The sequence below is a fragment of the Candidatus Thiodictyon syntrophicum genome (assembly GCF_002813775.1).
GTDB lineage: Bacteria > Pseudomonadota > Gammaproteobacteria > Chromatiales > Chromatiaceae > Thiodictyon > Thiodictyon syntrophicum.
The window spans coordinates 695,929-720,809 of record NZ_CP020370.1 but is presented as its reverse complement, the minus strand read 5'-3'; the positions used below and the strand labels follow the sequence as shown (position 1 = coordinate 720,809).

The window sequence follows — 24,881 nt, the reverse complement described above, 5'->3', positions numbered from 1 at the left end:
AGGTTTAATGACTGTCGCGACTGTTGCCGAAGCTCCTGTTTTCGCGGTGCTTCGCACTCTCAAAGCTGAGCTGAGCGAAGAACAATACAGTATAGTCAAGCGGGGGCTTGTAAATGCCAGCCTGGCGCTGGCGCGGCGCTATTGGTCCATGCACAATAGCCACGATATCGAGCTAGCCTGCAAGGTCGCGGCTGCCGTAATCTCTCTGGGGATGAGGGAAAAGGCGCTGTTATCTGGGCGGGAACCGTTTTACAAAAAGCATCCGGCGCCAATCAAGGCGTTATTTCAGGTTGGCTGGTCCCGCTTGGGCGAAAATGTGGTCGCACCCAGCAACAGAGAAGATGCCGACGCAGCCGAAACCCCCACTACAAAGGCTGGGCTCCCCCCCGAAAACAAGGAAGCTCCTGTAAAGCGCTTTCTTGCGGAGATATGCACGATTCCGGGTGCACCTTGGCCGATTGACACGATACTGCATCACGAGGAGATGAGTCGGAACGAGAGAGAGCGCCTCGCGAGCTTCGACAGAATTAGGGATCGACTGGCGCCAATAGACAAAGATCCAGACAACGATTATTCGGCACCCGACGCAGATGGTTACAAATCTGAAAAGGATTTTTTTCTCCAAGTCATTGCCTTCGGCGAGCCAAAAAGAAAGCTGCCTAAGGAGGAGATACTACGCCTGGAGCTTTCAGAATCGCGAGAGACTTGGGATGCCCGCGTCGCCACATTTCTGACAAAATTTCTGGCAAACAATAATGACGAGTTGCGACTGGTCAGCGAGTGTTGGTCGAGAATAAATAAGGATGCGTTTTCGGCTTCCGTTAGAGAAGTTGTCGACGCTCTTCGGAACGCTCGGGCACAAGGCGAACTCAGCGAGATCACGGCTCAGCTTAAGATTGAAGTTCCGTATGATGTTGCAAAGTGCATAGAGCAAGTGGAGCAAGATTTTGAGGGGTTTCACGATGCGTTTGTCGAGGAGCTAGCGGAAAAGGCTTCGTCACTAAAAAAGCGAGAGGAGATTTATACTTTTTTCTATTGTCGAAAAGCCGATCTTCTGTTACATGCCCCGCATCGAGAATATGAAAAGATATTGAAATTCGACGACGGAAAACCACGTTATCGGAAGTGGCTAGAGCGTTACACTAAAGAATTGCGCAAGTATGTTTCAGACGCAGGGTCAGGGAACGTTTGAAGGGTTCAGGGTCAGGTCTTGAGGGAATAAGGGGTCAGGGTCAAATACATTGTGGGGCCAATGAACCAAATGCGCTCTTAAGAAAAGGTATCTGGCTCGTCCGCTTCCGGAATGAGTTCGTGACGAGGAAAGCTGGATGCCCCCAAGTCTCATAATCATCAGCGCTACTCATGGTTGTGCTTCAACCGGTACAAGTATTTTCGACTCCACCGTGTTGTAAAGATCGACTTCGACCCCCGGCGCCCGGATCGATACCAGCAGCGCATAACGAACTGACCGATCGTAACGTCCAAGTCCCGGGCGGGTCTTCCACCAACCAAGTGCCGGAAAGACCGCAAGAACCCCGCGGCTCGCCAGGTCCGCGGCGGTTCCATGCCAGGTGTCTGAGTGCAGTGACCCACGATGGCGTTTTTGCACACCAAGCGTCCAGTCCGGGTCCCCACCCTTGTTGCGGGTGCCTTCCTCCTCGTCGCGGGCAGCAGCGTTGATCCTGGCCCGGAACTCCTCGATCGATTCGGCCGGTCGGCGTACGTCGAAGCGCAGGCCATGGGACTCGTAGCGATAACGGGAACGAATGCCGCGCTCTGAAGGGTTGGGCTCAATGAAATAGGATAGGGTGACGCGCATCTCCACGGGCGTTTCACCCAAGGCTTCCAATTCTTCCAAGGGCCAGGGCAGTTGATGAAGGTGCATCTCTCTGGCCTTGGGTTCCTTGCCCTTATCCCGCTGAAACGGCGTGAGATGGTCCTGAACGATCAGGGTTAGTGAGTCCGATGCGCTCCAGCATGCACGCTCCAGATCAGGAACTCCGTACCCGCAGCGGCGAATCAGGTTCTCGACCTCGCCTTTGTTCGCACGTCCGTTGGCGCGTAAGAATTGTCCACGCATGGCGGCGGTCCACTCGGCAGAGTGGACGATTAGGGCGCGAATGGTTTCAGCCCAAAGCCCCGGATAGGCTGCCATGAGTTGCGCGGCCATGCACGCACACTGGGCGGTTGCGGCGCTGGTTGCGTTGGTCGTCGAGAACAGGCGTTCGGTCGGCGCCCTGTGCGTGGTCAGCAGGCTCAGGCTTGGTAGCGCACTGGCGGAAACGGCGTCGCGGCCGGCGTTGCCGCCCTCGAATACCACATCAGGTTTGAGCGGCCAAACGCTCCTCTGCCAGGTCACGGAGGTCGTGCTGAATGGACTGAGTTCGCCAGCCTGGGCGATGGGCTGGTATGCACTCGCATCCGGCTCGGTGATATCGGTGAGTTGAGTGTATGCGCCGACGGTCAACGCATTCCACGCCTGGCCGGGATCATGGATTCCGTCTGAATCCGATGAGTCTGGGTAACTGAGCCAGGCATTGGGGTCCCGGACGTTCCCGGCCGAAATGCAGATGAGCCGCGGGATGAGCCCCGCACCGTGCGCGTCCGCGGCCAACCGGTCGATGACCGCGGACCACGCCGAGGGGCGCCCAAGATCGCGCCCATCCGTGGCCGTGACTGCCATGCTGAAAACGCGAGGTCGAAATGGCGCGGAAATCTCAGGGCGATCGACCGCCTCGCTGGTTAGATACCCATAATGCAGGCTATCCCCGGCGTTGCCGCCATTCTGAGGCAGGAGCTTGACAGACTCCAGGCGGTGCTCGATGAGTACCGGCCAGGCGGATTCGAGCGCGGCGCTCAAATCACCGAAAAGCGCCAGGCCAGCCATCTCGGTGCCATGGCCATCAACGTCATCCGTACCCCATCCCGGTTCGACGCTGTGCAAGTCGTCCACCGCAAGCGCGGGCGAGATCAATGGATGGCCGCGATTGATGCCCGTATCGAGCACACAAACGACCGGCGCTTCCGCGCCCGGTTGAGCGTACTGCGTTCGCTTCAGCAGATCATCGAGCCACTCGCGCTGTTCCTGTGGCGCAATGGCGTCAAAAAAGCCCGCGGCCTCCTTGGCACGGCGCAATTCGGCAATGCTGTTCAGGGTCATGATCGAGCGCTTGAACTGCCTGACGGAGCCCTTGACGAGCACCACCGTTCGCTCAGGAAAATCGACCTGCCCCTTGCCGACAGCGAAATCCAGCCCCGTCGCCAGGCGTCGGAAGTTGATGACAGTCTGTTCGCGGTCCTGGCGGATCGGCAGCCAGACTTCCCACCAGATGGCCGCGGATTCATCTCGCGGGAAAGCGTCCTCCGTGTCGGTCCATAGCTCCTTGATCGCCGCGGTCCGGATGCTCTGAATGGTATTGACGAGCGCATGGTGGTCGCGCACATTGCCGGAGCGGTCCCTGTGTTCCGCCAGGTAGTCCTGAATCAGGCGTTCAAAGTGGGGCAACTTCCCGTCGGGGACGAAGACGGTCGCGACCGTCTCGGTCTGGTCTTGGCGGACGTTCAGCAGTTCGATCCCAGTGCGTTCCCGGGCCAGGCTCTCGAAGGCAAGTTCCACGTCCGGGAACCCGGTGAAGCTGATGCTCAGTCCAAAGCCGGCGTCCATCCCCGCCTGCTCTTGCTCGACCTTCGCCCGTTCGGCAACGGGCTTGATGGCCGCCAATTGGGCCAATAGGCTGGCGCCATGGGTCACGCGGTCGCGCCCAGGGAGTTTGGGCCCTGTGATGGGCGTCCCTGGGGTCTGAAATGCCTCGGTCGAGGCGGTGTTCGCCAGGATCAGGTGCGGGCGTCGGTCACGGGTTGAGTCCGTCATGGTTCCTTGTCGCCTGCTTGAGGTTTAATTCCTTGCCAGCCGGCTCGCGATGGCTTGGCGCTCATTGATGAAGCCGGCGATGTCGGTCTGGGTTACAGTCTTACGGTCATGGATCAGGGCATCCTTAATCGCTTCGTCGGCCGCCCGGGTGATCTCCGCGAAGCTCAGTCCCGCCGCCGCTTGCGACAGTGTATCCCAATCGATACCCCGGACGGCCAAGCCGCTCAGCCGGTTCAGGAGCAGCAGGTGAATCTGCTCTTGGCCGGGCAAGTCGTAGTGGAGCACGTCGTCGAAGCGCCGGAACAGGGCGTAGTCCAGAATCTCCGGATGATTGGTTGCAGCAATGATGATGCTGTTGGACAGGTCTTGCTCGATCATCACCAGGAAGCTGTTTAAGACGCGGCGGATCTCACCGACATCGTTGGTCAGGCCACGCTGGGAGCCGAGTGCGTCAAACTCATCGAAAAAATAGATAGCGCGCGTGGCAGCCATGGCATTGAACACCTGACGCAGCTTTGCCGCGGTTTCACCCAGCAACTTGGAGATCAGTACGTCCTGACGCACCGTGAACAGCGGAATGCCAAGCTCTCCGGCGAGGACCCCGGCGGTCAACGTCTTGCCGGTCCCCGGTGGGCCGACCAGCAGGAGCTTGCGCCTTGGGGTCAACCCGTGCTCGCGGATCAAGGCAAAGTGGCGCTGTTCCTTGATGATCCGCTGAAGCTGCGCGGCGAGCGGGTCGTTCAGCACCATGGTGGGAAGCCTTGCCTTCGGGTAGGTCGCCGATAACAGTTCGGCGAGCGCGCCGCGTGGCTTGCCGATGGGGGTCGGGCCCTGGTCGGAACCGGTCTCGGGCTGACCCATCGCGCGGCGCGCCTTGGCGTCGTCGATGAGTGACCGCAGTTCGGTCGCCAGCTTGCCATGCCCCGCGCGTGCCTCGTGGGCGGCGACTTGCATGGCGACCGAGTAAAAGCGATCGTCGTCCCCCTCCGCATGGGACTTGAGCAGGGCCTTGAGTTGGTCAGCGCTCGGCATGGATCGATACTCGTTAGCGGGTCGATGACGATGCTCGAACGAGAGAAACGCCGCGATCAGTCGTGCGGTCCGGGTCGGTCCGCCTGAGTCGAATCATAGCAGCCAAGCGGCCAGGAAAAACGGCGAATATTTGGGCTGCAAGGGCGACGCCCGCGATGATCGGCCAGTCCGATCGCCTGGAGATGCGCCGCGCCCTCGACCACTGGAAGGCCCAGGGCCTGGACTTCACCCGCCTCCTGATGAAGCCCAAGGTCGGCCTGGAGGTCGCCATCTCCAACCGCGAGACCCAGGACCACGGCCTCGACCAGTCGCTCGATCACGATCTGATCAAGCAGGCCCAACCCGCCCTGCAACGCGGCGAGCCGGTCGCCATCGAGACCCGGGTGCACAACTACAACCGCACCTTCGGCGCCATGCTCTCCGGCCGGGTAGCGGAGCGCTACGGTCACGCCGGCCTGCCCGAGGACAGCATCCACATCAAGGCGCGCGGCACCGGCGGCCAATCCTTCGGCGCCTGGAGTGCGAAGGGCGTCACCATCGAGCTGGAAGGCGAGGCCAACGACTATGTCGGCAAGGGCCTCTCCGGCGGGCGCCTCATCATCTACCCGCCGCGGGACTGCGCCATCGCCCGCGCCGAAGACAACATCATCATCGGCAACACCGTGCTCTACGGCGCCATCAGCGGCGAGTGCTACTTCCGCGGCGTGGCCGGCGAACGTTTCTGCGTGCGCAACTCCGGCGCCACCGCGGTGGTCGAAGGCGTCGGCGACCACGGCTGCGAGTACATGACCGGCGGCATCGCCGTGGTCCTGGGTCACACCGGGCGCAACTTCGCCGCCGGCATGTCCGGCGGCATCGCCTATGTGCTCAATGGCGACGGCACCTTCGAGGACCGCTGCAACCTCTCCATGGTCGAACTGCAACCCACCAAGCAGCGCCCGATCAAGGTCACGCGGGAGAACAGCCATGGGTAAGCCGACCGGATTCATGGAACACGACCGGCGCGACCGCCGCTACGAGCCGGTGTCCGACCGTGTCGTCAACTATCAGGAGTTCGTCATCCCGCTGACCGACGCCGAGGTCAGCACCCAGGCCGCGCGCTGCATGGACTGCGGCATCCCCTTCTGTCACCAGGGGTGCCCGGTCAACAACATCATCCCCGACTGGAATGACCTGACCTACAAGGGCGACTGGCAACTGGCCATCGAGGTCCTGCACTCCACCAACAACTTCCCCGAGTTCACCGGCCGCATCTGCCCCGCCCCCTGCGAGGCCGCCTGCACGCTCAACATCGGCGACGCCCCGGTGGCCATCAAGACCATCGAATGTGCCATCGTCGACAAGGCCTGGGAACAGGGCTGGATCAAACCCCAGGTCCCGGAGCGGCGCACCGGCAAGCGCGTCGCCGTGGTCGGCTCCGGCCCCGCCGGGCTCGCCTGCGCCCAGCAACTGGCGCGCGCCGGACACCAGGTCGCCGTCTACGAGAAGGCCGACCGCATCGGCGGCCTGCTGCGCTACGGCATCCCGGACTTCAAGCTCAGCAAGAAGCTCATCGACCGGCGTCAATCGCAGATGCGCACCGAAGGCGTGGAGTTCCACACCCACGCCCACATCGGCCGCGACATCCCGGTCGCCAAGCTGCGCGCCGACTACGACGCCCTGGTCCTGGCCGGCGGCTGCGAAGCGCCCCGCGACCTGCCCGCACCCGGACGCGAGTTGACCGGTATCCACTTCGCCATGGACTTCCTCACCCGCAACAGCAAGCGGGTCCAGGGGTCCTATGTCCCGGATGACGAATTCATCAACGCCAACGGCAAACGGGTCCTGGTCATCGGCGGCGGCGACACCGGCTCGGACTGCATCGGCACCTCCAACCGCCACGGCGCCAAGTCGGTCACCCAGATCGAGATCCTGGACAAGCCGCCGGTCAAGGAGGACAAGGGGTTGACCTGGCCGGACTGGCCGAACAAGCTGCGGACCTCTTCATCGCAAGAGGAAGGCTGCGAGCGGCACTGGAATGTGCTGACCAAGGGCTTTGTCGGCGACGACCAGGGGCGGGTCCAGGCGGTCAAGTACTGTCTGGTGCAGTGGGACAAGGATGCCCAAGGGCGCTGGCAGATGTCCGAGGTCCCGGGGTCCGAGGCCGAGTTCAAGGCGGATCTGGTGCTGCTCGCCATGGGCTTCGTCCATCCCGTACACGTCGGCATGATCGAGGCGCTCAAGGCCGAGACGGGGCTGGAACTCGACCCGCGCGGCAACGTCAAGGCGACGACTGAGGGGGTGGGGGCCTATCAGACTTCGGTGCCTGGGGTGTTCGGGGCGGGGGACATGCGGCGCGGGCAGTCGCTCGTCGTGTGGGCGATCCGCGAGGGGCGGCAGTGTGCGCGGGCGGTGGATGAGTGGTTGATGGGGCGGTCGGATTTGCCGAGGTAGGTGAGCAGCGGCAGACCAGACTGACGAAGAAGCGGCCTGCGGGCCGCTTTTTCTTTGCCGGTCCGATTGGTGTAACCTACCCCGTAGCTCCTACTGCGAGACCATCCCCATGATCGCAACCGCTAAACTCGAGACCACCGGCCACCAACAGACCCTACGCCTGCCCCCGGGCTTTGAACTGGCCGGCGAGGAGGTCTGGGTGCGCAAGGATGAGGCGACCGGCGAGATTACCCTGAGTTCCAAAGCACCGGGTCCCGACGAGGACCGCTTGGCGCTGCTGTTTGCCCTCCTGGACGAGTCGCCATTACCGCACGACTTCCTCGCCGAGCGTGAAAACCCCGTCGAGAGTCCCCGCAACCCCTTGGAAAACTGGACGGAATGATCCGGTACCTGGTGGATACGGACATCGCAAGCTACTTCCTCAAGAGGCATGACATGGCACTGGTCGCTCGCGTCCGCACCGCGCTGCGGGCGAATCAGGTCGCGATCTCCGCCGTGACCCGGGCCGAACTGCGTTACGGACAGGCGCTCTTGCCAGCCGAGGCCGCGCGCCGCCGCGCTTTGATCGACGCGTTTCTCGCCGATGTGCCAGTCCTGGACTGGGGTGTACGGGCTGCCGACCGGTACGGCGCCGTGGCCGCGGACCTACGGCGAAGAGGGCAGCCGATCGGGTGCATGGACACCAAGATCGCCGCCCATGCCTTGGCCGAGGGTCTGATCCTGGTCACGAACAATCTGGATGACTTCGGGCGGGTTCCGGGGCTGCGGTTGGAGAACTGGCTCGGCTAGCGGGCGCTTCGCGACCAACAGCAAGCATCTCGACGAGGGGCAAACCGGGGTACGTCCCTGAGGTATCCCCACGAATTTCGCCTCCGTTTATTCACCCAACAATAGCGCCTGATGGAATTGGGCCACCTGCTCTTCCGGCGCTAGGAACTCGGATAGAGCGATCTCCACTTTCGTGATATTCAGAATGAGCGAGGCAAGAAACGACAGGGAATAGACGCGGCGCTTGGAACTGCTCGCATGCATACCGCGCTGGAGGTTCAATCGCTCCGCCGTCGCACCGATCATAAAGAGTAGGAAAGCCGCCAGTGCGGCAATCATAACGAGAATGGAAAGGCGCTTGAGGTCGTGTGAACGGTTGGCCTCGTAGCCCTGACCAAAGTACAGGTTCTTCATGTCGCGGAAGCCTTCTTCTATCTGCATGCGCTGGCGATAGATGCGCACGATCGCCTTCGCTGCCAAATGCCCCAAACGGCGCGTCGCCATGAGCAGCCACGGCTCACGCTGACTGCGGGCGGCCTTGCGACTTTTGCGCGAGCGTGCGATGCGCCCGGATGCTGTCTTATCATGACGACCGCACTTGGGCAGACGGACCAAGACCATGACGACGGGCAATGGGTTGCTTCTCACCCAGTCGCCGATGCCGAGCCGAACGGGTTTTGTTGTTGCTTTCGTAAACAACGACTTGCCACTAATCCAATCGGCGTTCAGGCGCACATAGTCGCGCCCCCGCAGGCGTCCGACCCAGCGCCAGCCAAGGGCCTCGACGGCACGGAAAAAAGGCACCTTAAAGCCGGCATCGGCGATGATGATGGGTGCGGCACCAGGCGGCAACAAGCCCGCCACGGTGTGGAGAAAACGCTCTTGGACCTTGGGGTTGCCGAGGTCGCAGGTGGGATGAATTTCCTCGTAGAGGGTCAAGGCGTGACCGCCGACCGCGATCGACGCGCGCAACAGTTGAAAGGATTGATCGACCTTGATAGGCGACCAGTCGATGAGAATCAGCGGTTCGGGAATCCGGGCCAGGGTCACCCGGGACAGGGCGCCGTAGATCGCCGTGCGCTCGCGATACAGGTGAGGATTGCCGATCACGCGGTCGGCACGCTTGATCTTGTGTTTCAAGGACGTCGGGCCTGGCAGGCGCCGTCCCACCGAGGTGATGGATAAACCCGTGCCGGCAACGCAGGCGGCCACCATGTCGAAGAGCGATACCAAGCGTTTTAAGTGGATACATGACAGCCACTGACCGAGCCAAGAGTGCAACAATATCGACGCGTGCATGAGGGGCCTCCTGTGGGCTTTGCCTTCCTAACAGTGTGGCAACAAACCCTCATGCACGCACACCGAAACTGAAAATGAATTCTAGGCCGCTGTTTTTATGGCTGTTTTCGTGGGGATACCTCAGGGTACGTCCCCGATTTACGCCCGATTTACGCGATGGTTCTCCGCAATATCGAGTCATCGAAAACAATCGAAACACTCTGAAGCAGATCGATACACAGCGATACGCGGACGACATGACTCCGTAACATGGTCGGCTGAGAATGACTGCACCGACAAATGGATGTTCTGTGCCGACGCTCTTTCTGCATAGGCCCTTTGCGGTAGAGGCTATCCATCTTCGTCGATGGTTAACCGGTGTCTTCCTGATTAGTCGTTTGAGGAGATATGGCACCGGCAATAAATACGGCCGGAAATAGGGGTTAAGTCCTGAGTGACCCTGAGCCCCGACCGGGGGCTCATTTATCGAGTGAATACGCGGGTAGTTTGGTTTCTCTGAGCGACTCTCCTAAGTGTATTAAGGAATAAGGAATCATGAGCAGTTCCCTGGTATTGCATATCGGTCTGGAAAAAACCGGCACGACATCGTTTCAGCAGTATTGTACAAGGAATGCACGTGCACTCGGAAAGCTAGGAATAGGATATCCCAAGCTGGATTATCTTTTTTTCCAGGGTAGTCATAGTTTGCTGACGGCTGGCTATCTGGACGAAAGCCTGAGGACTTTTATACCGAATCACCGCCGGGTTTCGCGGGCCGTCGCCGTGACGCAGTTGGCTCATGAAATAGAGAAGGGTAAGAACGGTACTATTCTTGTAAGCTCGGAATTTTTCTCGTCGAGATTCCGTGATCGCGAGATCGAGTTGTTCGCGCGGGATTTTTCCCATTATCGGCCAACGATTATCGTGGTTGTCCGTGATCATTACTCACTGATCCGCTCATCCTATTCGGAGGCGATCATGAGTGGCTATCGTGGTACGATGGCCGATTATGTCGACGAACTGGCGGATGGAGAGAATCGTTATTGCCGGTATCAGGAAACCCTGAAGCCCTGGGAGGCACGCTTTGGCCGTGAGAGTATCAAGCTGATCGCCTATCAGAAAGACGCTGACATCATCGATGACATCCTCTCTGCAATCGTGAGGAAACGGCTCACTGGACCATTGGAAGCAAACATCCGACTGAATGAGTCATGCGATCTTGAAGTCTTGGGGTATGTGCGTCTTTTCAATGAGCTGGCCCCGAGTTGGAAGGACCTGTTCGATTCGAATACATTGGATCTTTGGGACGGGGTATGTCAAAAAAGAAGAAAATATATTTCGTTGCTCGCTGATCGGCCAATACGCCATCAAACAGCCCCCCTTAATAGTTTGAGGAAAAAGAAGTGTCGAAATAAGATTGAGGCAATGATCGGCAACGATCGGGAGTGGCTGGCGCAGCATGGCATTGTGTTCTCTTCCGATCTCTCTGCTATATCCGATATCGAGAGCGCATGTGCAATGCAGCCGGTTGACATGCCATTACCCCAATGCGGTGAGATCTCCCTGGCTATGAACGAGATTCGATCGTTTAACAACTCATTAGGGATGGGGGTTCGCGCCCTTCAATCGCAGGCTGAAGCGTCTTATTCACTCAAGATCAAGACGCATGCGCAAGTTGTTGTGAAAGCACTCAGAAGGTTGTTTGCCAGGCTGGTCATGGATTATGTGCGGCGCTGAATCAGTGATGCCTGATGGTTAGAGCGGTAAGAGCGAATGGTGTTTCGTAGTTAGGTGATCGCTAGTACCTTGCGTTGGTAATCCCCGGGCGTTCTTTCAAGAATGGCGGAAGCGTTAGATGGAAAATCCTAACGCCATTATTCACGCTTACGAAAGAAATACGTGGTCGGAGAGTAATTCTACTTTGTTAACTTGAATTCTGGCCGCTTTTCAACTAGCCTGGCTAGGCTATCTTGTAACGCCGCTCGATATCGCTACGCCGTTGATCATGCCTGACCGCCATTTGTGCAATACGCTTTTCAACCATAGCCTCATCCTGCGTTAGTAACGCGATAATCATCAGCCGAACGTCCCGGCAGCTTAATAAAGGGTATTCAAGTTTGTGCGTAATACGCTCTTTTACGATAAAGGAGAGTGAGAGCATGACAAGTGCCATATGATGGTGCCAGGCATTCCATTTCCTAACTTGATAATCAGACATCCCGATTTCGGATTTAGCCTCCTGAAAGGCACGCTCCACCCAATATCGTTGGGCTTGCATGTATGCTAGCCTTTCAATCGGTGTCTCCATGTAGTCAACGTTGCTTAGCGAGTATTTGATCTTATTGTCGGCCAGATTTCGGCTTATTACCAAGACTCGCTCTATTGCACGATCACCTTTGCCATCCCAGACCCACACTCTTTCCGCATGAATTGAGAGCGTCAACGGCCCCTTAACCGCATCGCGAACTGTAACGTTTCGCCATGCATGAGAACTTAGAGAAGTGCCATAGTTCTTCACCGTTATGGGATCTATATCTGTTTGTGGCTTCGTCGGTTGGCGACCCGGCCCAGGCTTCTTCTCAGGAACTGAAATCGTTGGTTCAACGGTATAAATTAGCTGATTGCAATGAACGTCGAAAACAAACGTTAAGCCCATGTTATCTATAGCATTACTTAATTCCCATCCATGTCCGTAGACGCCGTCTCCACCGACCCAGCCAAATTCCACGCCTGCCGCCATATCGGCACTGGTTCAGTTTAATTCCTGTTTACAAGACATTGAAATATATGTAATATATCTAGTTCGGCGCGGGTTTCCGTCACTTTTTGAATAAGTGAGAACTTCTTGAACGGACAATGGACATGCCCTCATTGCAATTCACAGAATTGTCGGCATCACAAGACGTATCAAACCGGTCATAACGGTACGCGTTTGCTGTGGCGATGTCAAAGTTGCAATAGGCTCTTTTCCGAGACCAAAGCCACCCTTATCGAGGGGCTCAGGAAACCGACCAGCTTCATCATTCAAGTGCTCAAAACGCGCACTGAGGGGATCGGCTTGAACGCCGCCTGCCGGGCCTTCGCGATTGCGAAGAATACGTTGCTCCTATGGGAGCGTCGCCTGGCCGATTGCAAGGATGTGCTGGTCATATATGCCCTGACGCACACCTTTATTGAGCAACTGATCGAAGGTGATGAGCTTTATACGAAAGTGAATAGGAATGTCCCCCCGGAGGATTGTGAAGGCTGGACGATCGTACTGATGGAAAGGGCAAGTCGATTTATCTGGGCGCTTCAGTGCGGGAAAAAGGATCGCAGCCTATTTTCATATGCCATACAAATACTTAGAGATGTCATCCTGCGTACTGGCGATGTCACTCTAGTCACCGACGGGGAACGTCGGTATGGCAATCTCCTGTTTGAAATTTGCCACGAAGTATTGCGAACCGGAAAACGCGGCCGCCCACCGAAAGTGCTTCGTCGCGGTGTGAAGGTGCGCCTTAAGAATAAAGGGAAAGGAACTGATAGAACGGGGCACTCGCGTCCCAAATACGAAACCCCTCATCCGGAGCATCCAGAAACCGATCAAGATGTGACGCCAGCCGATATTCATGCTAATCATTTGGAAGCATCGAACGCTTCATTTCGGCGAAAGAATTCTGCTTATCGCCGCCGAACGAATACGTACGCGAAGAGCATTTCTGGTTTGCAAAGAACATTGGATATGTTGTGGATTGTCCATAACTTTATTCGCAGCCACTTCACGACAAAACAGGTTCCTGCGGTGGCTCTGGGGATTCTCCAGCAGGGACTCTCGTGGGATGAGGTCCTTAGAGTTCGACAGCCCAGGTTATAAAAATACTACAAAAACATAAGGATAAGGAAGAACCAAACTGAACCAGTGCCCCATATCTGCTGTCACCATATCGAGCGCCAGTTCCAGCTTGGTCTTGAAAGCACGCGCGTCAGGAGGTATGCCCGCTCTTTCACAACGCTCTGGATTGCTGGTCCATGACTCTGGTAGAAAGAGGCGACAGTTAACCAACGTGCTGTGACACTGCCAAACTAAGCTCGCGTAGACGCCAACCTGGCAGTTATCCACTTTTCCGACCACCCCAGCATATTGTCTGGAAACACCCGCCGAATAGTTGCCTTTCTTTAGATGTGCGGATTCGTCAATAATATAACCGACGTCACGAGAGCGATAGTCGTGTTGGTCGGCATACAGATCAGATGTATTTTGGGCAACTAAGCGCATGACTCTCTCTGAAGACCAGGGGGAATCCGTGATAAAGTGTTGAAGCTGCTGATAGCTGTTATCCGGCATCTCGATCTCTTCGTTAAGGCGTTCGATGTTACGCTTACCAGACTCTGTTTTCAGAAGGCCGTTGATGTAACCTCGACATAACTCATAACCATCGGAAGTTTTGGTCAGAAAGCATTCATGATAGCCTTCAAGATGATTTGATAGATGCTTTACTATCCTTTTCAAAGCATAGTCCGGTTGACCATAGTTTGTTTTATTCACCAGGCTTCTCTTACACGCTCCGAATATATTTTTACCGCTGCTAAAATTATATCAAATTCAATGGCCTATTGCAATTTTACAAAGTAGAAGTAAGCCGGGTTCTTGTCGTCGCTTAGGCCGAAGTTTGTGTTCTCTGTTGCCGCCTGGTTTCCCGGCGGTGCTACGCTATCTCTGCCATACGACGATTCGTTCCCGGCTCCTCGCAGAACCGGACTTGGAGTGTTACATCATCCGGCTCCCAGCTTGAGTCATCCCCGATAGGATGGGCGCAGGAACCCATCGACTCCCGGCACCCGCTCCCTCGGAACGCCGGTCGCTTACGGACGCGGGGTCAGGTCTTGACCTGAAGTTTCCGGGTTCTGAAAGCTGCACAGGGGCAGATACTTGGGGCCGGGAGTTTTGGCTGGTTTTGGCTGGATCTGCGCAAACCCCTCGAAAATCCCCCCAGCGTAACCCCCCGCCCTTCTGGTACCCCCCCTGGAAAAGCCGGAAACTTCAGGTCTTGACTTATGCCTCGCCATCACACCTCTATTCGCAAACCTGTGGCAGACTACAATTTCCGCTCTAGCACTAGAGAAACGGAAAATGGGGGGCGTACCACCTCGGCTGCGCCGTTCAATGCAGCACAGCGTCCAGCGATCAGGTCTTGGAACATGGAATTGACGTGGGTCAAGGCGTCGCTGCGCCGCCGCGTTCACTATCGCGGCAGTTCGCAAGACCAAGCGGCCAACCCCGGAAGGCCGGCACCGCCGCTGCTTGTCACGGCGAGCGGTACTTCCGTCGAGACGGCGATCCCTGGTCCTCCGGCCAGGGTTTGAACCTTCGTCGAGCCTTCCTCTTGCATCCCCCATCCTCGCGAGTTGCCATGAAATTCCCCAACCCAGGCCGGCGCGCCTTGTCTCTGTTTGCCTTGCTGGTGCCGCTGCTCGGGGCCTTTGGGTGGCTGGCCTTCACCAGCGGTCCCTTGGCCCCGGTGCCGGTGACCCTCGTCACCGTTGCACAGCGCCCGATCACGGCGGCCCTGTTCGGGGTGGGAACCGTCGCGGCGCGCTATACCTATCGGGTCGGTCCGACCTTCGCCGGCCGGGTCGGGCGGGTCGAGGTGCAGGTGGGCGAGCGGGTGAAGGCCGGGCAACTGCTCGGTGAGATGGACCCGGTCGACCTCGACGAGCGCGTCGCCGGCCAGGACGCGGCCCTGCGCCGGGCCGAGTCCGGGGTGGTGGCGACCCATGCGCAGGTGCGCGATGCCCAGGCGCGACGTGATTTCGCCGGCGCCCAGATGCGCCGTTACGAGCAGTTGCTGTTGGTCCGCACGGCCAGTGAGGATACCGTCGAGGCCAAGCGTCAGGAAGGCGAGGTGGCGCAGGCCGGTCTTGCCTTGGCCCTGGCCAACCTGGAGTCCGCCGAGCAGGACCTGGTGCGGGTGCGCGCCGAGCGTGCGGCCCTGGTGCGTCAGCGGGCCAATCTGCGCCTGCTGGCCCCGGTGGATGCGCTGGTGGTGTCGCGTGATGCCGAGCCCGGCAGCACCGTGGTGGCGGGGCAGTCGGTGGTGGAGGTGATCGACCCGCGGCAACTGTGGGTGGATACCCGCTTCGATCAGCTCGGCGCCGGTGCGCTGGCCGCCGGTCTGGGGGCCCGCATTGCGCTGCGCTCCCAGCCGCTGGGGACCTTGGCGGGCGAGGTCTTGCGCGTGGAGCCCAGGGCCGATGCCATCACCGAAGAGTTGTTGGCCAAGGTCGCCTTTGCGACCCTGCCCGACCCGCTGCCCCGACTCGGCGAACTGGCCGAGGTCACGGTCGCCCTGGCCGCCCTGCCGCCCGCCCCGGCGCTGCCCAATGCGGCCCTGCACCGCCGCGACGGCCAACTCGGCGTCTGGCGGCTGGGGGACGCGGGCCCGCGCTTCGTCGTCATCGAGACGGGGGCGCGTGACCTGGATGGCTGGGTTGAGGTCCGCTCCGGCCTCCAGGCGGGTGATCAGGTGGTCCTGCACAGTCAGGCACCGCTGCGCCCCGGGCGTGCGGTCAAGGTGGTCGGGCAGCTCCCGGGGGTGGCGCAGTGATCAGCCTGGCCGGGCGCGACATCCTGCATTCCTGGGGCAAGTTTGCCTTCACCGGCATGGGGCTCGGGCTCTTGATCGGGGTCACGCTGTCCATGGCCGGGATCTACCGCGGCATGGTGGATGATGCGCAGGTCCTGCTCGACAACAGCGGGGCCGACCTCTGGGCGGTCCAAAAGGACACCCTCGGTCCCTACGCCGAACCATCCAACCTCGCGGATGACCTCTACCGGAGCATCCAGACCCTGCCCGGGGTGGCGCGCGCCGCCAATGTCACCTATCTCACCATGCAGGTGCGCCCCTTGGCGGGCGATCAGGCCGCGCGGGAGCGCCGCGCCATGGTCGTCGGCATCGTCCCCGGCGGGGTCGGCGAGCCGGGCCAGCCGGAGTTCCTGGTCGCCGGGCGCCACCTCACCCGCGGTCATTACGAGGCGGTCGCGGACCTGATGACCGGCTTCCGGCTGGGTGAGCAGGTGCGTATCCGCCGCCATCTGTATACCGTGGTGGGGCTCAGCCGCCGCACCGTCTCCTCGGGCGGCGATCCGATGGTCTTCATTCCACTGAAAGACGCCCAGGAGGCCCAGTTCCTCAAGGACAACGATGCCATCGTCCAACAGCGGCGCCGCACCGGGGAGAATCCGGTCTTCAACCGCCCCGGTGAGCCGCAGGTGCTGGACGCCGTGCTCGCCGCCCAGACCCAGAGCAGTTCGGTCAACGCGATCCTCGTGCGCCTGGCGCCGGGCGCCGACCCGGATCTGGTGGCGGCGGACATCCGGCGCTGGAAACACCTGACGGTCTATACCAGGGCCGAGATGGATGAGATCCTCCAGGCCAAGCTAATTGTCACCTCGGCGCGCCAGATCTTTCTGTTCCTGGTGATCCTCTCGGTGGTGAGCGCGGCCATCGTCGCCTTCATCATCTATACGCTGACCCTGGGCAAGATCCGCGAGATCGCGGTGCTGAAGCTCATCGGCACACGTAACCGGACCATTGCCGGGATGATCCTGCAGCAGTCGGTGGGGCTCGGGGTGATCGGTTTCTTGGTGGGCAAGACGGTGGCGACCCTGTGGGCGCCCATCTTCCCCAAGTATGTATTGCTGCTGCCAGGCGATGCCGCCCGGGGCTTCGTGATCGTCGTCATCATCTGCGTGCTGGCGAGTCTGGTCGCCATCCGCGCCGCGCTCCGGGTCGACCCGGCGGAGGCCATCGGTGGCTGAGTCAACCCACGGGATTCGGATCGAGGGACTGCGTAAGCGTTACGGCAGTGGAGACACCGCCGTGGATGCACTCAAGGGGGTGGACATGGCGGTGGCCCCCGGTGAGGTGGTGGGACTGGTCGGCCCCTCGGGGTCCGGCAAGAGCACGCTGCTCAAGTGTCTGGGCGCGGTGATCGAGCCCAGCGCCGGGCGCATGACCCTGGGGGACGCGCCGATCTACGACGAGGGTTGGCGCATCCCGGATCTGCGTGCCCTGCGGCGGGACAAGATCGGCTTTATCTTCCAGGCACCCTATCTCATCCCCTTCCTGGATGTCACCGACAATGTCGCGCTGCTGCCGATGCTGGCGGGCTGTCCGAACGCCTTGGCGCGGACGCGGGCGCGGGAACTGCTGGCGGCGCTCGACGTCGCCCACCGGGCCGCGGCCATGCCGTCTGCGCTCTCGGGCGGTGAGCAACAGCGCGTGGCCATCGCGCGCGCCCTGATCAACCGACCGCCGGTGATCCTGGCGGACGAGCCCACCGCCCCCCTGGACAGCGAGCGTGCGCTGAGCGTGATCCGCATACTCAACCGCCTGGCGAGCCAGTATCAGACCGCCATCATCGTCGTGACCCACGACGAGAAGATCATCCCGACCTTCCGGCGCATTTACCGCATCCGCGACGGGCGCACCGAGGAGGAGGCCGGGGAGGGACGGGTGCCGGATTGAGGTCGGCGCGGCGCCGCCGCGCGAGGATTGCTGCTGGCGCGCCTCGGCCAGGCGCCGGGCGATCACCCGACGGCGAGTCGCAGCGAACCGCGCGGTCGCGCCCGGCCTGAGGGTCGACCGACCCGGATCTCGTCCTCGCGGCGGCCGGGGGTTGGGGACTGGGGCGCGAAGGGCTACCATGCTGCCCCGGCGGGCAGTCGCTCCGCCGGCCCCCCACCCCGGGGTCCTCCCCCGTCCAATCAGGCAGGCAGCAGTATGAGCAAGATCCATTTCGTCGGCGGCGAGAAGGGCGGGGTCGGCAAGTCCGTCCTGGCGCGGCTGCTGGCCCAGTACCACATCGACCACCAACTCCCCTTCACCGCCTTCGACACCGACCGGTCGCACGGCGCGCTCCTGCGCTTCTACGCGGATTACAGCAGGCCCATCGCGCTGGATGAGTTCGAGAGCGCCGACCAGTTGATGGAGGCCGCACTGGCGACGGACCAGGACATCCTCGTGGACCTCGCCGCCCAAACCTCGCTGCCGCTGCACCGCTGGATCGAGCAGAACGATCTGCTCAACCTGGCCGGCGAGGAGCAGATTCCGGTCATCTTCTGGCATGTGCTGGACGATGGCGCCGACGGCATCGCCCTGCTCGCCGCCCTGTGCGAGCGCTACCTGGACCACGCCGCCTATGTCGCGGTCAGAAACTACGGCCGCGGCCGGGATTTTTCCGCCTTCGACGCGTCGCCGGTGCGCGCGCGCACCCAGCAGCTCGGGGGCCTGGTCTTGGACCTGCCCGAACTGCACGCCGGCACCATGCGCAAGATCGACCACCAGGGCATCAGCCTGTGGGCCGGCGCCCACAACAAAGACTCCGGCCTGGGCCTGATGGACCGTCAGCGTGTCAAGGTCTGGCTGCGCCGGGTCTACCAGCAACTCGATCAGGTCGGGCCGACCCTCTTCACCCCCGCGTCGGCGCCGGTTTCCGGCTGAGGTGGGCGAGCCTGGGGACGCCTGCGCGGGGGCCGGGTCGCGCCCGAGGCGGTGGTGCCGTGCACCCTGGAAGAGGTTGGCTTGCGCGCCGCGGGGCGCCGGGTCCGGTTCGGCCTGCTGCGCGCCTAAGCGGCAGCGCATGCCCGGCCGCCGGCGCTGGCCGAGCGGCGGCATCCCGCCCGCGCCGCCGGGTGCCGCGACCCGGCTTGCGGCCGGTCGGCGTTGACCCCATAATCGCGCGGCCGTGCGGACCAGATAACCCGAGCCCTTGGGCGTCGGCGCCCGCTCATGGGCGCTTGGTCAGTGGGCGACCGGTCGTGTGATAAGGGGAGAAGCGAATGGGCGAAGATTCACTGCTGAGCGAGGTCGGCCGCCTCATCGTCGAGACGCTGCAGCTGCAAGACGTGAGGCCCGAGGAGATCGATCCCGACGCGCCGCTGTTCGGTCAGGGGCTGGGACTCGACTCGATCGACGCCCTCGAGTTGGCGCTCGCCGTCTCGCAGCGATACGGCGTCACCTTGAGCTCCGAGGATCCGGCGCTGCGGGCGGTCTTCGCCTCGCTGCGCAGCCTGACCGAGCACATTCGCGCCAACCGGTGACCCGGCGCGCGGTCCAGTCGGCGTTAGCCGGTAGAGAGCCCGATGCCAGACACCATCGCCGCGGTCCCACTGATGCCCGGTTTGGGGCCCGCCACCGGGGCATCCTCGCCGCTGGTGCGCCGGCCGGGTCAAGTCCTGTCGCAGGTGGACCTGTTGGCGCAGGCCGTCCGGCTTGCCGCGGCACTGCCGCCGGCCCCCTATGTGATCAACCTGTGCGAGGACCGCGGACTCTTCATCCTGGCGCTGTGCGCGGCCCTGGTGCGCGGGGTCCAGACCCTCCTGCCGCCCAACCGCCTGGTGCAGAGCATCGAGGAGATCGTCGCGGCCTACCCCGGCGCACTGTGCCTGAGCGACTCGCCGGTGGCAGGACTCGCTCCTCCCGCATGGCTGGTGGCAGCGCCGGTCGATCCGGCCGCAGCGCGGCCCCCGCCCCTGGCCCAAGCCCCGGTCATTGCCGCCGCCTGGGAGGCGATCCTGGTCTTCACCTCGGGCAGTACCGGCAAGCCCCAGCCCCACCCCAAGCGCTGGGGCGACGTAATGGCCTGCGCCGCGGTGGCGGCGCGGCGCTTCGGCATCGGACCCGCGACCACGGTGGTGGCGACGGTGCCGCCCCAGCACATGTACGGCCTGGAGCTGTCGGTGGCGGTCCCGCTGGCGGTCGGCGCCGCGGTGGACGCGGGCCGGCCCTTCTTCCCGGAGGACCTGCGACTCGCCCTCGCCCGAGTCCCGGCACCGCGCGTGCTGGTGACGACCCCCATCCACCTGGCAACCTGCGTCGATTCGATGGGCGACTGGCCCGAGATCGCGCTGGTGATCTCCGCCACGGCGCCCCTGAGCGGGGAGTTGGCGGGGCTGGTGGAGGAGCGCCTGGGCACCCGGGTGTGCGAGATCTACGGCTGCACCGAGGCCGGCTCCATCGCCAGTCGGCGGACGCTCGATGGCCCGCACTGGCAGTGGTATGACAGCGCGAGCGCGGCGGCCCAAGGCGAGCGGTGTGCGGTCACGGCGGACTTCCTGCCCGCACCGGTCCCCCTGAGCGATATCCTGAAGCTGCATGACGACGGGACCTTCCAACTGCTCGGACGCGGCAGCGACATGGTCAAGATCGCGGGCAAGCGGGCCTCGCTAGCGGATCTGAACCTGCGCCTGAACGCCATCCCGGGGGTCACCGACGGGGTCTTCGTGATCCCCGCCGGTGAGGGGCCCGAGGTGCGGCGCCTGGCCGTGGTCGCCGTCGCCCCCGGACTCGACCGGGCGGCCCTGCTGGCGGCCCTGCGCGAGCGGATCGAACCCTGTTTCCTGCCGCGCACCCTGGTCCTGGTGGATCGGCTGCCGCGCAACGAGACGGGCAAGTGCCCGCGCGAGCGGCTATTGGAGTTGGTGCAGGCCCGCGGGGGCGGCGCGCGATGAGCGGCGCCGGCGGCTTCGTCATCCCGGGCAGGCATCCGGCCCTCGCCGGCCATTTCCCCAACCTGCCGGTGGTGCCGGGCTCGCTGATCCTGGAGCAGGTCCTCGCGGCCTGGGACGGTCCCTTCTACGCGCTCGCGTTCGCCAAATTCCACGCCCCCTTGAGCCCGAATGAGCCGGTGCAGGTCCGCTTCGAGCCCCCCGCCGGGGGCGCGGCGCGGGCGGATGGGTTGGTGGCCTTCCGTTGTCTGCGTGCGAACGAGTTGATCTGCTCCGGTCTGATCCGCGTCGCACCGGCGCAATGAGCGCCGGTTGGGCGGACCAGCGCGAGCGTGGGAATCGCCTGGCCGTCGCTATCATCCGGTGGGTCGCGCTGCACCTGGGCCGCGGGGCGGCACGCCTCCTGCTTTATCCCATTACCCTGTACTTCCTCGTCAGGGCCGGTCCGCAGCGGGCGGCGTCACGCCGCTTCCTGGCGCAGGTCTGGGGTCGCCCGGCGGGTCTGGTCCAGGTCGCGCGGCATATCCACTGCTTCGCCGCCACCATCCTGGACCGGGTCTTCCTGATCGCCGGGCGCCAATCGTTGCTTGCGGTCCGGCTGCATGGGGAAGAGTGGGTGACCGCGCTGGTCGCGTCCGGCCAGGGGTTCCTGCTCCTGGGCTCGCACCTGGGGAGCTTCGAGGTCCTGCGCGCCCCGGGCGTGGAGCGCGAGCGGCTCCCGCTCAAGATCCTGATGCAGCCCGAACATAATGAGATCGTCACCTCGGTGCTGGCGGCCTTGAACCCCGGGATTGCGCAGACGGTGATCCCGCTGGGCGCACCCAACACCTTGCTGGCGGTCAAGGAGGCCCTGGACGCGGGTGGCGTCGTCGGGCTCTTGGGCGACCGCAACGCCCCGGGGGAGCCCCGGATTGCCTGCCGCTTCTTTGGCCGCACCGCCCCCTTTCCCTTGGGTCCCCTGGCCCTGGCGGCGGTCACCCGGGTCCCGGTGCTGCTGTTCTTCGGGCTCTACCGCGGCGGTAACCGATACGACGTGTACTTCGAGCCCTTCACGGACCGGCTCGATGCCCCGCGTCCCCGGCGGCGCGAGATCCTGGCCGAGTGGGTCCAGCGCTATGCCGCCCGCCTGGAGCACCACACGCGCATGGCCCCCTACAACTGGTTTAATTTCTACGACTTCTGGGACGACGGCGAAGGCTCGTAAGGCGCTGATATACATCCGGCTGACGGCTGAGCGGCGACGGCTGAGCACAGGTTTCAGGGCTACCGACCCCGCCCAAGACCCACCAAGAGCCCAGGCCGCCGACAATCCCCCCTTGCCTTTTGCGCGCTGATTTGCGTTCATTCGCGTACCGCTTGTTTCTTGATCCGATGCGCCTCGACCCGACCGCCGGAACCGGATGTCCCCATGCCCCCCATCCCAGCCAGTATCACCGCCTACACCCTGACGAGCGCGCTCGGCGCCGGGTGTGCCGCCACCCTCGCCGCCCTGGGCGGGGAAAGCCCCGGGCTGCGCCGCTGCACGCTCCCCGGCCTCGACCTGGACACCTGGGTGGGCCAGGTCGAGGGGCTGGAGACGGCGCCCCTGACCGGCGCGCTCGCCGACTTCGACTGCCGCAATCACCGTCTGGCCGCCCTGGCCCTGGGGCAGGACGGCTTCCGGGAGCGGGTCACCGAGGCCATCCGGCGCCATGGGGCGGGGCGTGTCGGGGTCTTCCTCGGCACCAGCACCGCCGGACTCAACCACACGGAGCAGTGCTATCGGCGATACTTTGAGCAGGGTCGCGACACGCTCGGGGCGGACCTGCGTTACGCCCATACCCATACCAATTTTGCGCTCGCCGCCTGTTGCCGACGCCTCCTGGGGCTCGCGGGTCCTGCCCTGGTCATCTCCACCGCCTGCTCCTCCGGGGCCAAGGCCATTGCCGCCGGCGACCGCTACCTGCGGGCCGGATTGTGCGATGCGGCGGTGGTGGGCGGGGTCGATACCCTGTGCGCCACCACCCTCCACGGCTTCCAGTCGCTGGAACTGCTCTCCCCCCGGCCGGCCAGCCCCTGGGGCCTGGGGCGGACCGGCATCAGCATCGGGGAGGGCGCGGGCTTTCTGCTGCTGGAACGGGTCGCGTCTGCGCCCGGCCAGCCGGTCCTCTTAGGCACCGGGGAGAGCAGCGACGCCCACCATATCTCCTCGCCCCATCCGGACGGCGACGGCGCCGTGCTGGCGATGACGGCGGCGCTCGCGCGGGCCGGGCTGGCCCCCGCCGCCATCGATTACGTCAACCTCCACGGGACCGGCACCCCGGTGAACGATCGCGCGGAGGATCGGGCCATGGCCCGGGTCTTCGGGTCGGGGGTCGCCGCCGGCTCCACCAAGGGCGCGACCGGTCACACCCTGGGGGCGGCCGGGGCTGTCGAGGCCGCCCTGTGCCTGGTCTGCATGGCGGGCGGGCTGCTCCCCGGTACCCAGGGGACCAAGGTCCAGGACCCGGATCTCGCCCTGCGGGTGCTGGAGCACCCCCGCCCGGGGGCACCCCGCCGGGTCATGAGCAATTCATTCGGCTTCGGCGGCAGCAATTGCTGCCTGATCCTGGGGCGGCCATGACCCCACTGCACCTGCTCGGCGTGGGCCTGGTGGCCCCAGGCCTGCCGGACTGGGAGAGCGCCGGGGCCGTCCTGACCGGTCGGCGGCCCTATGCTGCGGCCCCTATCCCCCCCTGGCACCCGCCGCACTGCCGCCTAACGAGCGGCGCCGCGCAACACTCGGGACCCGGCTGGCCCTGGCCGCGGCGGAGCAGGCAAGCACGGGGCTCGCGCTGGACCCGCGCGAACTGTCAAGCGTGTTTACCGCGTCCGAGTCGGACCTGGGCATCATCGATCGGCTCTGCACCGACATCTTCGGTCGCCACACCCCGGTCTCACCCACCGTCTTCCACAACTCGGTCCACAACGCGGTGGCCGGCTACTGGTCCATCGCCCACGGCTGCCGCCAGGCGTCCACCAGCCTCTCCGCCTGGGACGGCAGTCTGGCCGCTGGTCTCCTGGAGTGCGCCGCCCAGCTCGCCGATACCGACCGGCCCGTGCTCTTGGTGGCCTATGACCTGCCCGGCCCCGCGCTGCTGGATTCCCATCGCCACCTGGAGGGCCCCTTCGCCTGCGCCCTGGTGCTGAGCGCGGCGGCGCGCGGTGCGGCGCCGCCCCTGGCCACCCTCGCCTTGGACTTGGTCGGCGCGGGCGAGCCGGACCGGTTACCCCCGGGCCTGGACCCGGCGCTTGAGGTCCTGCGTACCGGCAATGCCGCGGCCCGGGTCCTGCCGCTGCTCTTTCGCATTGCGGTCGGCGGCGGGGGGGCGGTCCGGCTACCCTATCTCGAGGACCTGGACCTGCTGGTCCGGGTAGGCTAGCGATGTCCGACAGCAATGACCTTTGCGCCCTACTGCCCCACGCCGCCCCCATGTGCCTGCTCGATACGTTGGTGTCCTGGGACCCGGAGTCCCTGGTCTGTACCGCGGTGTCCCATGGGGACCCGCACCATCCACTGCGCCGCAATGGGCGCCTCGCCGCTGTCCACGCCATCGAATACGCCTGCCAGGCGACCGCCCTGCACGCGGCCCTGGCCGCGCGCGCGGCCCCCGACACGGCGCAGCGGTCACTGCTGGCGGCGGTGAAGGAGATCACGCTGTCCCAGGATTACCTGGACCAGATCGAGGCCCCGCTGCGGATTTCGGTCTGGCGCGAACTGGCCTTGGGCCCGAGTGCCATCTACCGGTTTCTGGTCGAGGGCGGGGGGTTGCCCGTCGCCGGCGGCCGTTTGACCGTCGTCGGGGGGCTTGGGGGGTGTGATCAGAACTGATGTGGTGACCGAGATCGCGGGTACGTTGTCGTTGTCGTTGTCGTAATCGAATAATCCGAGCACGATTACGACAACGACAACGACGCCCGGTCCGTGAGAACGTCCGATAGCTGTAGGGTACGCATCGCGCACCCTACGACATGTGCGTTAACACATCA

Annotated in this window: 21 protein-coding genes and 2 pseudogenes; 18 read left to right on the top strand and 5 right to left on the bottom strand. The window is 63.0% G+C overall.

Annotated features, from left to right (window positions below; all coding sequences use genetic code 11):
* The first annotated feature begins 7 nt into the window (after positions 1-7).
* Positions 8-1,192, top strand: a complete 1,185-nt coding sequence (locus tag THSYN_RS03125) for a hypothetical protein (protein ID WP_100917856.1) — start codon at positions 8-10, stop codon at positions 1,190-1,192.
* Between the two features lie 168 nt (positions 1,193-1,360).
* Here THSYN_RS03125 and THSYN_RS03120 read toward each other — a convergent pair whose 3' ends face one another.
* Together THSYN_RS03120 and THSYN_RS03115 are read right to left on the bottom strand one after the other, a co-directional pair.
* Positions 1,361-3,751, bottom strand: a complete 2,391-nt coding sequence (locus THSYN_RS03120; protein WP_236848782.1) for a S8 family peptidase — start codon at positions 3,749-3,751, stop codon at positions 1,361-1,363.
* Between the two features lie 144 nt (positions 3,752-3,895).
* Entirely contained in the window at positions 3,896-4,903 is a 1,008-nt protein-coding gene (locus tag THSYN_RS03115; RefSeq protein ID WP_100917854.1) for an AAA family ATPase, read from the bottom strand.
* Between the two features lie 140 nt (positions 4,904-5,043).
* On the opposite strand from THSYN_RS03115, the pseudogene THSYN_RS03110 reads away from it, so the two are divergent.
* From THSYN_RS03110 to THSYN_RS03095, 4 genes and pseudogenes are all read left to right on the top strand, one after another.
* Positions 5,044-5,829, top strand: a pseudogene (locus tag THSYN_RS03110) (GltB/FmdC/FwdC-like GXGXG domain-containing protein); the annotation flags it as partial.
* Positions 5,830-5,869: 40 nt separating this feature from the next.
* Positions 5,870-7,336: a glutamate synthase subunit beta gene (locus tag THSYN_RS03105; protein WP_100917853.1), complete on the top strand. Its 1,467-nt coding sequence runs from the start codon at positions 5,870-5,872 to the stop codon at positions 7,334-7,336.
* Positions 7,337-7,445: 109 nt separating this feature from the next.
* Entirely contained in the window at positions 7,446-7,718 is a 273-nt protein-coding gene (locus tag THSYN_RS03100; protein ID WP_100917852.1) for an antitoxin, read from the top strand.
* Complete coding sequence (locus THSYN_RS03095) at positions 7,715-8,125, top strand: type II toxin-antitoxin system VapC family toxin (protein ID WP_216644667.1); 411 nt, start codon at positions 7,715-7,717, stop codon at positions 8,123-8,125. The genes THSYN_RS03100 and THSYN_RS03095 overlap by 4 nt, the downstream gene beginning before the upstream one ends.
* A gap of 87 nt (positions 8,126-8,212) precedes the next feature.
* Here THSYN_RS03095 and THSYN_RS03090 read toward each other — a convergent pair whose 3' ends face one another.
* Entirely contained in the window at positions 8,213-9,403 is a 1,191-nt protein-coding gene (locus THSYN_RS03090; RefSeq protein ID WP_100917851.1) for an IS4 family transposase, read from the bottom strand.
* A gap of 534 nt (positions 9,404-9,937) precedes the next feature.
* Here THSYN_RS03090 and THSYN_RS03085 point away from each other — a divergent pair.
* Entirely contained in the window at positions 9,938-11,119 is a 1,182-nt protein-coding gene (locus THSYN_RS03085; protein ID WP_157817419.1) for a hypothetical protein, read from the top strand.
* Positions 11,120-11,342: 223 nt separating this feature from the next.
* Here THSYN_RS03085 and THSYN_RS03080 read toward each other — a convergent pair whose 3' ends face one another.
* Positions 11,343-12,110 carry a transposase gene (locus tag THSYN_RS03080; protein ID WP_236848781.1) on the bottom strand — a complete coding sequence of 256 codons (768 nt, stop codon included), beginning with the start codon at positions 12,108-12,110 and terminating at the stop codon, positions 11,343-11,345.
* Positions 12,111-12,227: 117 nt separating this feature from the next.
* Here THSYN_RS03080 and THSYN_RS03075 point away from each other — a divergent pair, with 117 nt between their 5' ends.
* A complete protein-coding gene (locus tag THSYN_RS03075) occupies positions 12,228-13,238 on the top strand; it encodes an IS1 family transposase (RefSeq protein ID WP_100917404.1) in 1,011 nt (336 codons plus the stop codon).
* Here the strand turns inward: THSYN_RS03075 and THSYN_RS35155 are convergent.
* On the bottom strand, positions 13,233-13,910 hold the full coding sequence (locus tag THSYN_RS35155; protein WP_157817418.1) for an IS701 family transposase: 678 nt from the start codon (positions 13,908-13,910) through the stop codon (positions 13,233-13,235). The two genes, THSYN_RS03075 and THSYN_RS35155, sit on opposite strands and share 6 nt — an antisense overlap.
* An 865-nt stretch (positions 13,911-14,775) precedes the next feature.
* Between THSYN_RS35155 and THSYN_RS03060 the strand changes: the two genes are divergently transcribed.
* From THSYN_RS03060 to THSYN_RS03010, 11 genes and pseudogenes are all read left to right on the top strand, one after another.
* Positions 14,776-15,969, top strand: coding sequence for an efflux RND transporter periplasmic adaptor subunit (locus tag THSYN_RS03060; RefSeq protein WP_100917848.1), 1,194 nt, complete (start codon positions 14,776-14,778; stop codon positions 15,967-15,969).
* Positions 15,966-17,183, top strand: a complete 1,218-nt coding sequence (locus THSYN_RS03055) for an ABC transporter permease (protein ID WP_100917847.1) — start codon at positions 15,966-15,968, stop codon at positions 17,181-17,183. Before THSYN_RS03060 ends, THSYN_RS03055 begins: the two co-directional genes overlap by 4 nt.
* Positions 17,176-17,892, top strand: a complete 717-nt coding sequence (locus THSYN_RS03050) for an ABC transporter ATP-binding protein (protein ID WP_100917846.1) — start codon at positions 17,176-17,178, stop codon at positions 17,890-17,892. Before THSYN_RS03055 ends, THSYN_RS03050 begins: the two co-directional genes overlap by 8 nt.
* 255 nt (positions 17,893-18,147) lie before the next feature.
* The gene (locus tag THSYN_RS03045; protein ID WP_100917845.1) at positions 18,148-18,867 is read left to right on the top strand and encodes a P-loop NTPase family protein; all 720 of its coding nucleotides are present in this window, start codon (positions 18,148-18,150) and stop codon (positions 18,865-18,867) included.
* A gap of 353 nt (positions 18,868-19,220) precedes the next feature.
* Complete coding sequence (locus THSYN_RS03040; protein ID WP_172965359.1) at positions 19,221-19,466, top strand: phosphopantetheine-binding protein; 246 nt, start codon at positions 19,221-19,223, stop codon at positions 19,464-19,466.
* Between the two features lie 42 nt (positions 19,467-19,508).
* Positions 19,509-20,876 (top strand): AMP-binding protein, encoded by a 1,368-nt coding sequence (locus THSYN_RS03035; protein ID WP_100917843.1) that lies wholly within the window; start codon positions 19,509-19,511, stop codon positions 20,874-20,876.
* Entirely contained in the window at positions 20,873-21,178 is a 306-nt protein-coding gene (locus THSYN_RS03030) for an ApeI family dehydratase (RefSeq protein ID WP_100917842.1), read from the top strand. The genes THSYN_RS03035 and THSYN_RS03030 overlap by 4 nt, the downstream gene beginning before the upstream one ends.
* Positions 21,175-22,077, top strand: coding sequence for an LpxL/LpxP family acyltransferase (locus tag THSYN_RS03025; RefSeq protein WP_100917841.1), 903 nt, complete (start codon positions 21,175-21,177; stop codon positions 22,075-22,077). Before THSYN_RS03030 ends, THSYN_RS03025 begins: the two co-directional genes overlap by 4 nt.
* A gap of 204 nt (positions 22,078-22,281) precedes the next feature.
* Positions 22,282-23,475, top strand: a complete 1,194-nt coding sequence (locus THSYN_RS03020; protein ID WP_100917840.1) for a beta-ketoacyl-[acyl-carrier-protein] synthase family protein — start codon at positions 22,282-22,284, stop codon at positions 23,473-23,475.
* Positions 23,476-23,524: 49 nt separating this feature from the next.
* Positions 23,525-23,992 (top strand): annotated as a pseudogene (locus THSYN_RS37145) (beta-ketoacyl synthase chain length factor); the annotation flags it as partial.
* 284 nt (positions 23,993-24,276) lie between these two features.
* Entirely contained in the window at positions 24,277-24,723 is a 447-nt protein-coding gene (locus THSYN_RS03010) for a hotdog family protein (RefSeq protein WP_100917838.1), read from the top strand.
* Positions 24,724-24,881: the final 158 nt, after the last annotated feature.